Genomic DNA, 14,522 nt, shown 5'->3' with positions numbered 1-14,522 from the left:
TTTAACGCTTCATCGCCCTGGCCATTTCCACTTTAGCATCACGGTCCTTCAATGTTTCGCGTTTATCGTAGATTTTCTTGCCCTGGGCTAAGCCAATTTCAAGTTTTGCAAAACCGCGATCCGTGGTAAATATCTTTAATGGGATAATGGTAAATCCTTTTTCTTCGATCTTGGTACGTAGTTTTGAAATTTCTTTTTTGTTTAAAAGTAGGGCGCGATCCCGTTTAGCTTCGTGGTTGTAAAAAGATCCGTGGGAATATTCCGCTATCTGCATATTCCTCACATATAGATTGCCATCCAAAAAAGCACAAAATGCATCATTAATATCAGCTTTACCCTCCCGGATTGATTTAATCTCTGTCCCAAGAAGTTTCATACCCGCCGTATAAGTTTCGAGAATATGATACTCGAAATGTGCTCTTTTATTTTTAATATTTATTCCGCTTCCCATGGCTTTCTAAAACGCAAATATCAGAAAGAATTCTGATAAGCGAAATTCATTAAATTTTTAAAACCATAAATATTATTTTAGGTTAATCTAAAATAGTATTTTTGTAAATCTAATTTAATATTTTTGATTGTCTGATTCTTTGTTTACATGAGGCTCTATATTTATCTATTTTTATTCATAACGACCAGCAGTTTTGCGCAAACTGGATCTGTTCACGGACTTGTAAGCTCCCAAGAGCCAATTGCATTTGCTACCATTGCGGTGCAAAATTCTAAACATGGCACATCAACTGACTCAGATGGAAAATATAAAATAGAAGGATTAATGGCAGGAAAGCACGTAATTACGGTTTCTTACCTCGGATACAAAACTAATAGCACAACCGTAGTGGTCGAATCTGGTCAAAGCACAGAAGTGAATTTTACTCTGGTGCCATCAAATAATGCATCATTAAATGAAGTAGTTGTAACAGGTACGATGAAGGAAGTTAGCAGGTTAGCTAGTCCGGTGCCTGTTGAAGTTTATAGTCCGGCTTTTTTTAGAAAAAATCCTACTCCATCTGTTTTTGATGCCCTGCAAAATGTAAATGGGGTAAGACCTCAACTGAACTGCAATATTTGTAATACAGGCGACATCCATATCAACGGTCTTGAAGGACCATATACAATGATCCTTATTGACGGTATGCCCATTGTGAGCGGTCTGTCATCCGTTTACGGCCTCTCTGGAATACCAAATGCGTTAATTGAACGTGTCGAAATTGTAAAAGGGCCGGCTTCATCACTTTATGGCTCGGAGGCGGTAGGCGGCTTAATTAATATCATAACAAGGAAACCACAAAACGCTCCGGCATTTTCAGGGGATGTATTTAGCACCTCCTGGGGGGAAGTGAATTCCGACCTTGGCTTTAAATTCAAAGCAGGGGAAAAGGCGGAAGTGTTGACCGGGGTCAACTACTTTAAGTATGGTAATCGCATAGATAATAATAAAGATAATTTCACGGACGTGACTCAGCAGGACCGGATTTCGCTTTTTCAGAAGTGGAATTTTACAAGGAAGGAAAATCGCCAGTTTAGTCTCGCGGCGCGATATAATTATGAAGACCGATGGGGTGGGGACGTCACCTGGAACCCGTCCTTTCGTGGTGGGTCTGACCGATATGCTGAGAGCATTTACACGAATCGGTGGGAACTTTTGGGTTCCTATCAACTTCCAGTCAAGCAATCGATGACGTTCGCATTTTCGTTAAATGACCATGACCAGAATTCGGTTTATGGCAGTACACTATATAAAGCACGTCAGAAAATTGCGTTTGGTCAATTGGTTTGGGATAAGAAGATTAAAAGTCATGATCTTCTATTTGGAACCGCACTTCGATATACGCTGTATGATGATAATACTCCTGCTACTGCACAATTCAATGGGAGTAATGACGCAGATAAAGTATGGTTGCCTGGTGCGTTTGTTCAGGATGAAATTACTCTGAATGAAAACCATAAGGTTTTACTGGGGATGAGGTATGACTACAACTCGGCACACGGAAACATTTTTACCCCCCGATTTGCTTATAAATGGATTATTAATGAGAACAACATACTAAGATTTAATGCGGGCACAGGGTTTAGAGTTGTGAGTTTGTTTACAGAAGAACATGCGGCGCTTACTGGATCGCGGGAAGTGGTGGTTACAGAAGAGTTGAAGCCCGAACGGAGTTATAATGCCAATCTTAATTTCATTAAGAAAATTTATTTTTCTGGCGGTAGTTTTATAAATGTAGACGCTTCAGCATGGTATACACATTTTAATAATCAGATAATTCCAGATTATGTAAGCAACCCTGATCAAATAATTTACAGCAATCTGAACGGATATGCGGTTTCGCGCGGGTTGAGCGCAAACTTCGATATGGTTTTCACTAATGGGCTGAAAGTTATTGCGGGTGGATCACTGTTGGATGTTTTTTCAAAGAATGACATTAGTCAGCAGGGTATGAGGCCGATGTTAACGGAAAGATGGACAGGTACTTGGGGCATTTCATATCACATTATTAAGCTAAAGTTGGGGTTGGACTACACTGGCAATATTTACGGTCCGATGCGATTGCCTCGCTTGGGTAATTCGGATCCACGCAGTGGCGTATCTCCCGTGTGGAGCCTGCAAAATATTCAGTTTACATATGCGGGATCGAATAAGGTTGAGATCTATGGCGGGATAAAAAATTTGCTTAACTGGACGCCGGGAAGATCAGAACCCTTCCTTATAGCAAGAGGTGACGACCCTTTTGACAAAAATGTGCAAACCGACGCGTTCGGCAGCGTGATCAGAACACCTTCAAACCCCTACGCGTTGACCTTTGATCCGGGCTATGTTTATGCTCCAAATCAGGGGATACGCGGCTTCCTTGGCGTCAGACTTACCATCAAATAACATGTACAGAACACTTGCTATTACGTTAGTTTTTACGTTGCTTACATTCAAAAGTATAGGGCAGAGTAAAGCTCTGAAATTCGAAGAACTTGATGAACTGCAGGGTGCCGTACAAAAGCCCGTCATAGTGCTGATTATGACCGACTGGTGCAAGTTTTGTCACGCCATGCAGAATTCACTACTCCGGAATCAAAAGCTGCAACCTTTAGTCAGTTCAAAGTTCTATACGGTTTTCCTGGACGCGGAAGAGAGATCCGATATATTATTCGCAGGTAGGACTTTCAAATATAAATCGGGTATTAATCAGCTCGCCCGGGAGTTGGCCACCAAGAATGGGAAAATTTCCTACCCTACATTATGCATTCTAAACAGCAACAGTGAGATCATTTATCAGCATGAAGGATATTTGTCCCCTCAAGAACTGCTCTATACCCTGAAGAAGATTACGGAAATTTAGAAAAGTTGCAATTACAATTACTTAATGATCAAGATAGGGATGTTCACATTGTGTCTGACAGTATCAACCGTAGTCCCAAAAATAAGATCGCTGATGCCTTTATGACCATGAGCTCCCATAACGAGCAGATCAAGATCATTGGTTTTAACAATCTGTGATATTGCCTTTGCCGCGACACCATAGCCTATGACAATTTCAGCGTTATAGCCCAGTTCCTTGAGATTAAGTTTATATTTTTCCAGATTGTCAGTGTCGCTTTGTGTTTCATGATCCAATACTTTTTCCCCATGAAAGCGCGCGCCTGCCGTTTCTACAATATGAATAAGCTTATAATCTGTGCTTTTTCCACCCTGGATCAATGCATGCCTTATGGTGTTGAGGTCTTTCTTTGAAAAATCAACTGTAATCCCAATTTTGGCATAGTGAACGGAATCTATGTTCCCAATTTCCAAAGCATTTCCATGTGGGACGTTCGAAGCATGTTCCCGATTGTATCTCCTGAAAAACGGTACGAATATGACATACAGTAGTAGCATGCTGACGATTATTATGACAGGTACTACGAAAACATAAACAAGCCATACATCTTCACCACCGCTTATCCAACCTGTAACTTCCTGAAAAACCAGCTTCACGTTTAATCCTACAATGATGAGCGCACTTAACCATGCGAGAATTTTCACCCAGGGTTTGATCGCATACTCGTTCATTTTTCCACTGTCGGAATTGAAATGTATTAAAGGAATTATCGCAAAACCCAACTGCAAGCTTAAAACGACCTGGCTCAATACTAGTAGTCCGCCAAGAGCTTCTTCTCCGAAATAAAGGATTGTAAAGAACGCAGGGATGATAGCAAGCAATCTCGTTAGCAAACGCCTAATCCATGGCTGAATACGGAGGTTTAAATGGCCCTCCATGACTATTTGCCCTGCAAGTGTGCCTGTAATGGTTGAACTTTGCCCGGATGCAATCAAAGCAATCGCAAAAAGAGTGGGGGCGAGCGAACCGAAAATATTATCAAGTAGTTTATATGCATCCTGAATTTCTGCGACCTCATGCAACCCATTTTTGTAAAAGGCCGTTGCAGCGAGGATAAGTATTGCAGCATTTACGAAAAAGGCGAGATTTAGGGCTATTGTGGTGTCAATCAGGTTAAATTTCAAGGCTTCTCTGATTCCCTTGCTTGTACGATCAATTTTTCTTGTTTGAACCAGGGAAGAATGCAGATATAGATTATGAGGCATGACCGTCGCTCCGATGATACCAATAGCGATATATAATGCGTTGCCCGATAAAATGGAAGGTTTAAATCCCGATAAAACTTCCCCCAGGACGGGTTTGACAATGAACATTTCGGTCAAGAATGATATACCCACTATAAATACCATGGAAACGATGAAGACTTCCATCATCCTCATTCCTTTGTTCATCAAGAAAAGGAGTAGAAATGTATCAAGGATCGTAATTGAGATTCCCCAAATTAACGGTAATCCGAAAAGGAGATTTAAACCAATTGCCATACCAATAATTTCTGCAAGATCGCAAGCGATAATCGCGATTTGGGCTAAAACATATAATGGAAAATTGATATATTTCGGATAAGCATTTCGAGATGCCTGAGCCAGGTCTAATCCCCTTACGATACCCAGGCGGGCACTCAACGATTGTAATAAAAGTGCGATCAGATTTGACATCAACAAGACCCAGATCAGCTTGTAGCCAAACTGGCTACCTCCTGCGATATCAGTTGCCCAGTTGCCAGGATCCATGTATCCAACACTCACCAGATACGCCGGTCCGATGAATGCCATTAGTTTTCTCCATCCGGTTTTACCGGATGTTGCTACAGAACCGTGTACTTCGCTTAGTGACTCGTCGTTTTTGTTCATAAAATAACCAGGATATTTTTAGCCACCTCCCGGCTAATAGTTCTTTCTTTAGTTTTGTCAGCTATTAGCATGATGGAACCATCAAATTCGATGATGTCCGAAATTGTGATTTTAGTGCCAAGAGTTAAACCCAGTTTCTCCAAATGTTTAAGAAATAGTGAGGAATGTTCATTTACTCCGGAAATGGTTCCAGTCTGGCCTTCCTTCAGGTCGGAAACTTTCACAAGCTTTTTATGAACAAATGTCCCTGTTCTATCTGGTATAGGATCTCCATGTGGATCGGCGGCCGGGTTTCCGAGAAAGTCATCCAGCCTGTCAATCAGTGAAGCTGAGTTGATATGTTCTAGTTCTTCAGCGATATCATGCACTTCGTCCCATTTAAACCCAAGTTTTTCCACTAGGAAAACTTCCCATAACCTATGTTTGCGAACAATATTGACCGCGGCTTGAATACCAGTGTTTGACAAGGTCACACCTTGATATTTTATATAATTGATCAATTTTTTGTCTGCCAGTTTCTTCAGCATGTCAGTCACCGATGCTGCTTTTGTGTTGGTTACCTCGGCAATAGAGTTTGTGCTGACGACAGTGTTGTTGGCATCACTTAAATGATATATGGCTTTAAGGTAATTTTCTTCAGTAAATGAATGCATAGCTTTAGGATTAAACAAACCTAATTAAAAATTTAGATTAATCTAAATTTTTAATTAAAAATATATGCCAATTTCTGGAGGCTTTTTAAAAATAAAATTTGGTTGTACTGTTTAAAACTCTATTTTTGGTTGACTATGGCTATAGAACTTGATAAGATAGATTTTAAAATCCTGAAAATTCTTCAGGAAAATGGACGGATAACTAACCTGCAGTTATCTCATGAAGTTGGGTTGTCTCCAGCTCCCACATTAGAGCGGGTGAGAAAATTAGAACAAGCGCGCTATATAAAAAGCTATCACGCACTGGTTGATGAAGAGCTTTTAGGGCTGGGTATAAAGACTTTTATACAGATACAGCTCGACTTTCATAAGAACAATACGATACAGGTTTTTCTTGAAGAAATTGCCGCGATAAAGGAGATTACAGAATGTCACCATGTTACCGGGCAGTGTGATTTCCTTCTGAAAGTTTATGTGAAGGATATCAAATCTTATGAACGCGTTATAATGGATAAAATCAGCAAAATATCTGTGGTAAAGACCTTTCAAACGATGATGATCATGTCAACAAATAAGAAGGAGCCAGCGGTGCCGCTTGAATATTAGAATTTGCACGCAGCAATAGAAATTGCTTCAATTTTTACCATTGCCATTAAATTCGCCATTAAGTTATTTCCCAATTTATCCCAGTTTTCCCTTCTTTTTCAAGAATTTCATTTACTCTCTTAAAATGATTATTGCCAAAAAACCCATTGTGAGCAGAAAAAGGAGACGGATGGGCTGACTGTAATATATGGTGTTTACTATCGTTGATCAAATTTGCTTTCGCTTGTGCGAATTTCCCCCATAGCAGGAATATTATTCCAGATTTTTTTTCTGAAAGGTTCTCGATAACCTTATCGGTAAAATTTTCCCAACCTTGTTTTTGATGTGAGCCTGGTTTATGTGCTTCAACTGTTAAAGTGGCGTTCAAAAGTAATACACCCTGGTCGGCCCATTGTGAAAGGTCGCCGTGTGCAGGATATTTGAACTCTTTATATTCAGACATTAATTCTTTGAAGATATTTTGGAGCGATGGCGGGAACTGAACACCTTTTTGTACAGAAAACGATAGCCCGTGTGCCTGATTGGGACCATGGTAAGGGTCTTGCCCGAGTATCACTACTTTAACTTTATTAAAAGGAGTATGTTCAAAGGCATTAAAAATGAGTTTACCTGATGGATAAATGGTTCTGCCTTGTGTTTTGGCTAACTGAAGATAGCTGCGCAAGTTTTTCATATAGTCCTTTTGAAATTCTTCATTCAGAATTTCCATCCAGCTCGCTTCAAGTTTTACAGACATAATTTCTTAGATAGATATTGGTTAAACGCTTAAATAAACGGATATTTGCAGCAAAATTAATAGATAACAAGATAATGCCTAATTTCATAAGATTGATTATAGCAGCCATCGTATTTGGGGCCGCAGTAACATTGATGGTTTACGGATATTGGGGATGGGGAGTGCTTTTAGTCCTTGTAGCCATTCTAATCGGTGTAACGTTTCTTTTCAATGAAAAAATGCTTATTGCTCAATATTACTTGAGAAAAGATAAGATGGATGAGGCAGGTGTATGGCTTGGGAAAATTGGCAATTACGAAACAGAATTATTCAAGGGTCAGCATGGATATTATAACCTGTTACTTGGACTTATTGAATCAAGAAAAGCACCTCTGCAATCTGAAAAGTATTTTAAAAGGGCAATTAGTCTTGGAATGACTATGGATCATAACCTGGCACTTGCTAAGTTAAGCCTGGCAGGAATTGCGATGGCAAAACGTAATAAACGTGAAGCAACTCTTTACCTTCAGGAAGCTAAAAAAGCAGATAAGAATAAATTGTTAGCAGATCAAATCAAGATGATGAAAGATCAGATGGGGCAAATGGACAGAACGGTTGTGCAGCAGCGGGGGAACGCTCGTAGATTTTAGATCAACTGATTGCCAAGTATCATGATAGATGGTCTTCGTAGTTTTCACCTCAACTACCTTTTCAATTTATTTGTCTCTTAAATCGTCAAATCTAAATTCCCTATCCAGATTCCGACTGAGCAAATCTTCCGGTTCTTCTTCGGATTTATAGCGGAAAAAAAATTGTTCTGCTTGTATTCTTCTCAGCAGTTGATGGATAAATGAAATATTATATTCTTGTCTTGGAACCTTAATCAGATATTCCTGATCTGTGATCTCTATGGTTGAGTTTTTCATAACTAATGATTGTACTTTCCAAAAATACTAAAGGCCATTTTCATGGAAGTAAAGTGGCCTTTATCTATATGTTATGTTTACGTTAATTTATGCCTTATAGAAGTGTCCCTCCATTTAATTAAACCATTCTAAAACATTCTCCTTTGTGGGCATAACAATGTCGAGTTTCATTTTCTTTCGCATGCCACCGAGGTCATTAAAAACTTTGTTTGGATTTCCTGCTTTCAACTCATCTGGTGTTTTGAATCCCATCTTATTCAAAACTGGAACCCATTCTGCAGGAACGCCGATGGCCGTAAATTCATCCGCTGAAACTGTTTTGATTTTTTTCTCGGGCCTCATTTGCGGGAAGAATAACACCTCTTGTATAGTACTCTGATCGGTCATTAACATAACAAGACGGTCGATTCCAATTCCAAGCCCTGAAGTAGGAGGCATGCCATATTCCAGTGCGCGTAAGAAATCTTCATCCATCGCCATCGCCTCTTCGTCGCCGCGACCTGCAAGCAGCAGTTGTTCTTCCAAACGCTCGCGCTGATCGACAGGATCATTCAACTCCGTATAAGCGTTCCCAATTTCTTTCCCAAGGACGAAAAGTTCAAAACGTTCAACAAGGCCTTCCTCACTGCGGTGCTTTTTGGCGAGAGGGGTCATTTCAATTGGATAATCGGTAATGTATGTTGGCTGGATCAGGTTCGATTCTACTTTTTCTGAAAAGATTTCATCGATTAATTTACCACGACCCATAGTTGAATCAATTTCAATCTTCAACTCTTTGCAGGTGTTACGCAGAGCGTCTTCGTCCATTCTTGAAACATCTATCCCAGTATACTTTTTAATCGAATCATACATTGAGAGTTTCTCATATGGTCCAGCAAAGTCAATTTCATGATCCCCAACTTTCACGTTAGTTTTTCCATGGATTGCGATTGCAATTTTTTCGAGGCACTCTTCGACCATACCCATCATCCAGATATAGTCTTTGTAGGCTACATAGATTTCCATAGAAGTGAACTCAGGGTTGTGAGTACGGTCCATTCCTTCATTTCGAAACATTTTCCCGAATTCGTACACACCATCAAAGCCTGCAACTATAAGTCGTTTCAGATATAGCTCGTTGGCGATGCGTAGATACAGCGGCATGTCCAGAGCATTATGATGAGTGTTGAAAGGCCGTGCCGCGGCGCCGCCATGAATTGGCTGTAGGATAGGAGTTTCCACTTCCATCCAACCCTGGTCATCAAAATAACTGCGCATCGTGTTGATCACCTTGGATCGGTTTTGAAATATTTTTTTGTAATCAGGATTTACCGTGAGGTCGACATAACGTTGGCGGTACCTCAGTTCTGGATCGGTAAAGCCATCATAAATATGCCCTTCATCGTCCCGCTTTACGATAGGGAGCGGCTTCAGGGATTTAGCAAGGACTTTCATTTCATTGACGTGGATGGAAACCTCGCCGGTTTTTGTCGTGAAAACATAGCCTTTAACACCGATAAAGTCACCAATGTCCAGTAATTTCTTGAACACAGTGTTATATAGTGTTTTATCTTCCCCAGGGCATATTTCATCCCTGTTAAGATATACTTGAATACGACCGGTAGAGTCTTGTAGCTCCGCAAAAGATGCACTGCCCATAATACGCCGGCTCATAATCCGTCCAGCGAAACTGATACTTTTATAAGAAGTTTTATCGCGATCGTAATTATCCTTTATATCCCGTGCATTGACATTTACCTCAAATGCTTCGGGCGGGTAGGGATCAATACCAATTTTGCGAAGTTCAGCCATCGCCTCACGGCGAAAAATTTCCTGTTCAGATAATCCGATGCTCATTTTTGTATTAGAATTTGTGCAAAAGTAAAGATTTTGACCCGATTTATGAAGGAGTTAGGTGGATGGACGGCAATTTAAAACCATTAACTCAGTAATAGCTACCGTTCATTAATTGATCTCGTTGAAATATTTTAAATACACCATTTTCATCTGCTAAAGCGACTTATTATACGTCAGCCTATGATAAATTATAATCGGTTATAAGATGCGGTTGAAATGTGTGGGGCATTTCGCCGCTCTTTTTATTCACGGGAAATAGACTTAACTTGAGTTTTAGTATAGTAATACCGCGTCGTTTAAAAATCGCTCACTCATCTACCGTGAAAAAGAAATTTTATTCATACTTGGTATATTTCCTATTGTGCGGTTGTGTAATTATTTCGATTGCTCATTTTACGGGCGTTATACCGATTCGAAACATTTTTCTGTCCTCAAATAATTCAAGCCCAGACTTTTTAGCAGATTCAGTAAGGGTCAGAAGTCTGAATAAAATGGCTTTCAAAATCCGTCTAGCCGATCCTAAAAAAACCATACTGATCGCCACAAAGGCACTGAAATTAGCTAAAAAAATTAATTACATACCAGGTGTGGCTGAAGCAAACCGTGTGGCTGGCGTGGGGTTTTCCTACCTTGAAAATACCCCTATGGCGACAAAGCATTACATAGAAGCCCTCCGCTTTTATAAACAACTTGGTGATAAAAGGAATGTAGCAAGGATTTATAACAATGTCGGAAATTTATATAAATATAGTAACTACGATAAAGCCTTAAAGCATTATAATAACGGATTGAAAATCGCCAAAAATATAAACGATGAAGAACTGACTGCCGGGATGTATTTTAACACTGCATTGATTTATTCAAAAAGATTCCAATATGAAAAGTCGATGGACAACTTCGATAGAAGTTACGGTATTTTTAAAAAGCTAAAGGATACCACTTCAATAGCCATCTATTTTCAAAACACCGGTCATGTCTTCCATCGGATGGGAGAAATTGATTCTGCTAAAACGCGATTGTTTAAAGGAATTTCTACGGCAAAAGATTTGGGATTATATTCAACACTGGGTGGCTGTTATTTATCGCTCGGGTACATTTATTTGCAACAAGATCAATTTACCCTATGTGAACAAACCATAGGTGAAGGCATGAAATATGCCAGCAAAGTTAATAGTCTGACGCTCGACAACGATTTTACTCGCCTCTTCTACGAGTTGGAATTAAAGCGAAAAAATTATCGAAAAGCTTTGAAGTATTTGGCTTTAGTGTACCACAACGATAGTTTGCTGCTCAATGAAAATCAGTCCTCAAATATAGACTTTAACTCACAGCACTTTCTTCAGCAACAAAAAATTCAGGAGAAAGAACTAATTATAGCAGAGCAGAAGTACAGAGAGGCGAGGACCGGGTGGATAATCACACTAGGTATTTTGATATTACTATTAACAGTAGGTGTAGTCCTGGCCTGGTATTTTATAAGGGAGAAAAAGCGACGAAGGGAAGAAGTTCTAATTCAAAATAAGATCACAACTTTAGAACAAAAAGCTTTGCATGCAATGATGAACCCACATTTTGTATTCAATGTTATGAACTCTATTCAGCATTTTGTAAATCAGTCGGATCTTAAACAGGCCAATCAAGTTTTATCGGGATTCGCACGGCTGGCCAGAAAGCATTTGGAAATATGCATCAACAGTACAATTTCCGTTCAGGAAGAACTTGTGTATCTCGAACTTTATCTTTCAATGGAGAAAACCAGGTTTCCTGATAAAATGAACTATATAATTTCCTTTGACAAAGATATCGATACAGATGAAATAACTATTCCCTCAATGCTTATCCAACCCTTTCTCGAAAATGCAATTTGGCATGGCATTATGCCAAAGGAGGTGGGTGGTAATGTCTCCGTTCATTTTGACATGATTGATACAAATCTTCTTGTTAAAATTATTGATGATGGTATAGGCATATTGAACTCTGAGAAACTAAAAAAAACTCGACATGTTAGCCGGGGAATGACACTTATTCGCGAGCGTATTAGCCTTTTAAATAGGCTAAATAAACATGAGATTTCCATTGACCAGCGACAAACAGGAGAATCAGGAACTGAAATTTTGATAAAAATCCCGATATAAAAAAAAGGGAGCCAATTGGCTCCCTCTCTCATCCTAAAACTTAACACTAAACGATAAAAGGATCGACAATACTCAACACCTGAGCCATTGTAAGCGGTTCATCAAAAGACTCAGTGGCTGCATTAACGCTTATAGCCTGTCCATTGATTCCAGTGATCTTAACTCCTGCCTGTGTTTCTAAATCTTCACCGTCATAAGAAGGTTGAACTGCTGCAAGACCAATTCCATTATCTTTACCAGTGATCCATGGCTTAACATTAGCACCACGTGCTTTACGCATTTGGCGTATGTGGGATGCATGACGGGCCTCAACAGAGTGTATATTTAGGGCTGCCGTTAACACAGCCCCTTGTCTTAAAAGATTTGGCGCTTGTCCTTTGTATGCACGTACACCAGTGTCTTCGAATACTTGTGCAACGGCCAGGAAGGTGTCATAGTTAGTAAACACACTCGCAAATGGTCCAGTTCCTGATCCGTTACCTGCTGAAAAATCAAAAGTTGGCTTTGCTACAGGTGTTTTAGAAAGTGAAGTAATGGTATTTCTTAAAAAGGTCACATGCTGATTCTCATGGTCTCTAATTGTGGTGATGGCTCCTAGCGGAGCACCAGCAGGAATGAGTCCGGGAGCAGCAACAGCTTTAGTGTAAAATTCCGCTTCCAGGTACTCCAAAGTCAATGCATACTGAAGTACTTGTTCAACGGTGGCAGTCGACTGGCCGTATGCAGTTTTAAACATAGATCCCAGTGCCATTGGAACAGCTGCCAATGCGACCTTGCTTCCGAAGTTAAAGAATTGCTTCATTGCTCTTCTTCTCGGATTTAAACGCTCGTATACTTCAGCGTCTACTTTTTCGATTTCGTCTAATATATTTAATAAGTTCATGTCAGGTTGTTTTAAGTTGTTGGTAAATCGTTAGCGTTTAATTTAGTTTTTACAAATGCAGAAGCAATTCCAAGAACTTCGCTAGGCATACGTGATTTGTCGAGACCATTAGCGTCAACAACTTCACTGTTCGCAAATGAACCATTACTGATCAGATCGCGAATTAATGCTGCATGGCGTGCTTCCACAGAAACTATTTTCCCTGCAACTGTTAAATAGCCAGCGTCTTTGATTAAAAATCCGGCACCATTATAAGCTGACACTCCCAGATCTTCGAAAGCTTTTGCCGTTCCAAGCACGCTCGTCCTATCTGCAAAATTTATTGAACTAAAATTTACTTCAAGCCCGCCAATAGCATTTGACCCCAGAGCATTTTTGAAGAACTCACGGTGTGCAATTTCATGGTCACGGATATCGATAAGGAGATCTTTTTCTGCCTGAGTTGCGCCTGTGTAAAACGAAGCGGCTACCTGAGTATAAAATGCCGCTTCTAACTGCTCTAATGCGTACGCATAATTTAGGATACCAATGTCCCCGCTACCAAGATAGAACCCGGCTTCCATTTTGTCTTTTTTACATCCGGCTGCAACAAGTGCCATTCCTGCAGCTCCTGCACCGGCGAAGCGGAGAAAAGACCGGCGCTCTAGTTTGGAGGAAAAGAAATCCTGCTCTTTAATTAAAGCCTGATCCTCAGATTTTGTTGAGTTTCTCATATTCATAAGTTTTGGTTTTTGAACCCCCATGTTTTTCAGAACATTAGAGTTTCGATTGTAATGGGTTAATTTTGTTTATTTGTTGATTGCCTTTATGTACGACAATATTTTAAGCCCGGTTTTCAAGTTCTTACACCTTTTGGGAATAGCCTGCATATCCCCAATTATTATTAGGGAATTCTTTCTGATCGAATTGCTTTATATTATGTTTGTTTATGAGTTCGTATAAACTGGAGAATTTTATTGAAGCTTTAATATTTGCTTCCGAAAGAGGCATTAGTGTTGATGAGATTCAGCAGGTGATGGAAGAAGCTCAGATTAAAAAGCTTAATGCACCAATTATTATTGAGATGGTTGAAACAATCCGTAAGAAGTATGTTTCTTTGGACCTGGCACTCGAACTCGTATTCATAAATGGCGGGTATCAATTTTTGACACGAAAGGAGTATTATCCTGTAGTTAACCAACTTCAAATCCAGCGTTCAAAAAAGAGACTCAGTCAGGCCGCCCTCGAAACTCTCGCGATTGTCGCTTACAAACAGCCGATCACTAAGTTGGAAATTGAACAAATCCGTGGTGTCAATTGCGATTACACAGTCCATAAGCTTCTTGAGAAAGAATTAATTTCGATTATGGGAAAGGCTGACACAGTAGGGAAGCCTATTCTTTACGGAACGAGTAGTGTTTTTATGGATTATTTCGGAATAAACTCCACTGAAGATCTCCCTCAACTTACTGACCTACAAACGGAAAATAATTCTATCGGAGAGCAAGCCGACTAATTCAGATAAAAATTAAAAAAGAAGTTTATAAAAGTTAAAAACTTGCTAA

General features: G+C 39.8%; 14 protein-coding genes. 6 read left to right on the top strand and 8 right to left on the bottom strand.

Translation table 11 applies throughout. The features are described 5' to 3' along the window. Position 1: 1 nt before the first annotated feature. On the bottom strand, positions 2–451 hold the full coding sequence (gene smpB, locus B5X60_RS07050) for an SsrA-binding protein SmpB (protein ID WP_079701891.1): 450 nt from the start codon (positions 449–451) through the stop codon (positions 2–4). A gap of 147 nt (positions 452–598) precedes the next feature. Between smpB and B5X60_RS07045 the strand changes: the two genes are divergently transcribed. After that, on the top strand, positions 599–2,878 hold the full coding sequence (locus B5X60_RS07045) for a TonB-dependent receptor (protein WP_079701890.1): 2,280 nt from the start codon (positions 599–601) through the stop codon (positions 2,876–2,878). Position 2,879: 1 nt separating this feature from the next. Next, positions 2,880–3,335, top strand: coding sequence for a thioredoxin family protein (locus tag B5X60_RS07040; protein ID WP_170878398.1), 456 nt, complete (start codon positions 2,880–2,882; stop codon positions 3,333–3,335). A 17-nt stretch (positions 3,336–3,352) separates the two neighbouring features. On the opposite strand, the gene B5X60_RS07035 is transcribed toward B5X60_RS07040, so the two are convergent. Both B5X60_RS07035 and B5X60_RS07030 read right to left on the bottom strand, forming a co-directional pair. Then, a complete protein-coding gene (locus tag B5X60_RS07035; protein WP_079701888.1) occupies positions 3,353–5,224 on the bottom strand; it encodes an Nramp family divalent metal transporter in 1,872 nt (623 codons plus the stop codon). Then, positions 5,221–5,877, bottom strand: a complete 657-nt coding sequence (locus B5X60_RS07030) for a metal-dependent transcriptional regulator (protein ID WP_079701887.1) — start codon at positions 5,875–5,877, stop codon at positions 5,221–5,223. Before B5X60_RS07030 ends, B5X60_RS07035 begins: the two co-directional genes overlap by 4 nt. 135 nt (positions 5,878–6,012) lie before the next feature. Here B5X60_RS07030 and B5X60_RS07025 point away from each other — a divergent pair, with 135 nt between their 5' ends. Continuing rightward, a complete protein-coding gene (locus tag B5X60_RS07025) occupies positions 6,013–6,483 on the top strand; it encodes an Lrp/AsnC family transcriptional regulator (protein ID WP_079701886.1) in 471 nt (156 codons plus the stop codon). Between the two features lie 58 nt (positions 6,484–6,541). Here B5X60_RS07025 and ung read toward each other — a convergent pair whose 3' ends face one another. Continuing rightward, complete coding sequence (gene ung / locus B5X60_RS07020) at positions 6,542–7,219, bottom strand: uracil-DNA glycosylase (RefSeq protein ID WP_079701885.1); 678 nt, start codon at positions 7,217–7,219, stop codon at positions 6,542–6,544. Positions 7,220–7,293: 74 nt separating this feature from the next. Between ung and B5X60_RS07015 the strand changes: the two genes are divergently transcribed. Continuing rightward, the gene (locus tag B5X60_RS07015; protein WP_079702340.1) at positions 7,294–7,848 is read left to right on the top strand and encodes a hypothetical protein; all 555 of its coding nucleotides are present in this window, start codon (positions 7,294–7,296) and stop codon (positions 7,846–7,848) included. A 66-nt stretch (positions 7,849–7,914) separates the two neighbouring features. On the opposite strand, the gene B5X60_RS07010 is transcribed toward B5X60_RS07015, so the two are convergent. Both B5X60_RS07010 and lysS read right to left on the bottom strand, forming a co-directional pair. Next, on the bottom strand, positions 7,915–8,124 hold the full coding sequence (locus tag B5X60_RS07010; RefSeq protein ID WP_079701884.1) for a hypothetical protein: 210 nt from the start codon (positions 8,122–8,124) through the stop codon (positions 7,915–7,917). Positions 8,125–8,238: 114 nt separating this feature from the next. After that, positions 8,239–9,960 (bottom strand): lysine--tRNA ligase, encoded by a 1,722-nt coding sequence (gene lysS, locus B5X60_RS07005; protein ID WP_079701883.1) that lies wholly within the window; start codon positions 9,958–9,960, stop codon positions 8,239–8,241. A 491-nt stretch (positions 9,961–10,451) separates the two neighbouring features. Between lysS and B5X60_RS07000 the strand changes: the two genes are divergently transcribed. Beyond that, entirely contained in the window at positions 10,452–12,095 is a 1,644-nt protein-coding gene (locus B5X60_RS07000; protein ID WP_079701882.1) for a tetratricopeptide repeat-containing sensor histidine kinase, read from the top strand. Positions 12,096–12,141: 46 nt separating this feature from the next. Here B5X60_RS07000 and B5X60_RS06995 read toward each other — a convergent pair whose 3' ends face one another. After that, positions 12,142–12,978: a ferritin-like domain-containing protein gene (locus B5X60_RS06995; RefSeq protein ID WP_079701881.1), complete on the bottom strand. Its 837-nt coding sequence runs from the start codon at positions 12,976–12,978 to the stop codon at positions 12,142–12,144. A gap of 11 nt (positions 12,979–12,989) precedes the next feature. Next, positions 12,990–13,691, bottom strand: coding sequence for a ferritin-like domain-containing protein (locus tag B5X60_RS06990; RefSeq protein WP_079702339.1), 702 nt, complete (start codon positions 13,689–13,691; stop codon positions 12,990–12,992). 215 nt (positions 13,692–13,906) lie between these two features. Here B5X60_RS06990 and scpB point away from each other — a divergent pair, with 215 nt between their 5' ends. Beyond that, positions 13,907–14,473 carry an SMC-Scp complex subunit ScpB gene (scpB, locus tag B5X60_RS06985; protein WP_079701880.1) on the top strand — a complete coding sequence of 189 codons (567 nt, stop codon included), beginning with the start codon at positions 13,907–13,909 and terminating at the stop codon, positions 14,471–14,473. The last annotated feature ends 49 nt before the right edge of the window (positions 14,474–14,522 follow it).

It is taken from the genome of Daejeonella lutea (assembly GCF_900168015.1).
GTDB lineage: Bacteria > Bacteroidota > Bacteroidia > Sphingobacteriales > Sphingobacteriaceae > Daejeonella > Daejeonella lutea.
This window is presented reverse-complemented; position numbering and strand designations above follow the sequence as displayed.

What these genes read in the sequence shown, in the direction of transcription:
- ung (WP_079701885.1), bottom strand. Translation starts at nt 7,219, where the DNA reads ATGTCTGTAAAACTTGAAGCGAGCTGGATGGAAATTCTGAATGAAGAA.
- B5X60_RS06990 (WP_079702339.1), bottom strand. Translation starts at nt 13,691, where the DNA reads ATGAGAAACTCAACAAAATCTGAGGATCAGGCTTTAATTAAAGAGCAG.
- B5X60_RS07010 (WP_079701884.1), bottom strand. Translation starts at nt 8,124, where the DNA reads ATGAAAAACTCAACCATAGAGATCACAGATCAGGAATATCTGATTAAG.
- B5X60_RS07015 (WP_079702340.1), top strand. Translation starts at nt 7,294, where the DNA reads ATGCCTAATTTCATAAGATTGATTATAGCAGCCATCGTATTTGGGGCC.
- smpB (WP_079701891.1), bottom strand. Translation starts at nt 451, where the DNA reads ATGGGAAGCGGAATAAATATTAAAAATAAAAGAGCACATTTCGAGTAT.
- lysS (WP_079701883.1), bottom strand. Translation starts at nt 9,960, where the DNA reads ATGAGCATCGGATTATCTGAACAGGAAATTTTTCGCCGTGAGGCGATG.
- scpB (WP_079701880.1), top strand. Translation starts at nt 13,907, where the DNA reads ATGAGTTCGTATAAACTGGAGAATTTTATTGAAGCTTTAATATTTGCT.
- B5X60_RS06995 (WP_079701881.1), bottom strand. Translation starts at nt 12,978, where the DNA reads ATGAACTTATTAAATATATTAGACGAAATCGAAAAAGTAGACGCTGAA.
- B5X60_RS07030 (WP_079701887.1), bottom strand. Translation starts at nt 5,877, where the DNA reads ATGCATTCATTTACTGAAGAAAATTACCTTAAAGCCATATATCATTTA.
- B5X60_RS07045 (WP_079701890.1), top strand. Translation starts at nt 599, where the DNA reads ATGAGGCTCTATATTTATCTATTTTTATTCATAACGACCAGCAGTTTT.
- B5X60_RS07040 (WP_170878398.1), top strand. Translation starts at nt 2,880, where the DNA reads ATGTACAGAACACTTGCTATTACGTTAGTTTTTACGTTGCTTACATTC.
- B5X60_RS07025 (WP_079701886.1), top strand. Translation starts at nt 6,013, where the DNA reads ATGGCTATAGAACTTGATAAGATAGATTTTAAAATCCTGAAAATTCTT.
- B5X60_RS07035 (WP_079701888.1), bottom strand. Translation starts at nt 5,224, where the DNA reads ATGAACAAAAACGACGAGTCACTAAGCGAAGTACACGGTTCTGTAGCA.
- B5X60_RS07000 (WP_079701882.1), top strand. Translation starts at nt 10,452, where the DNA reads ATGGCTTTCAAAATCCGTCTAGCCGATCCTAAAAAAACCATACTGATC.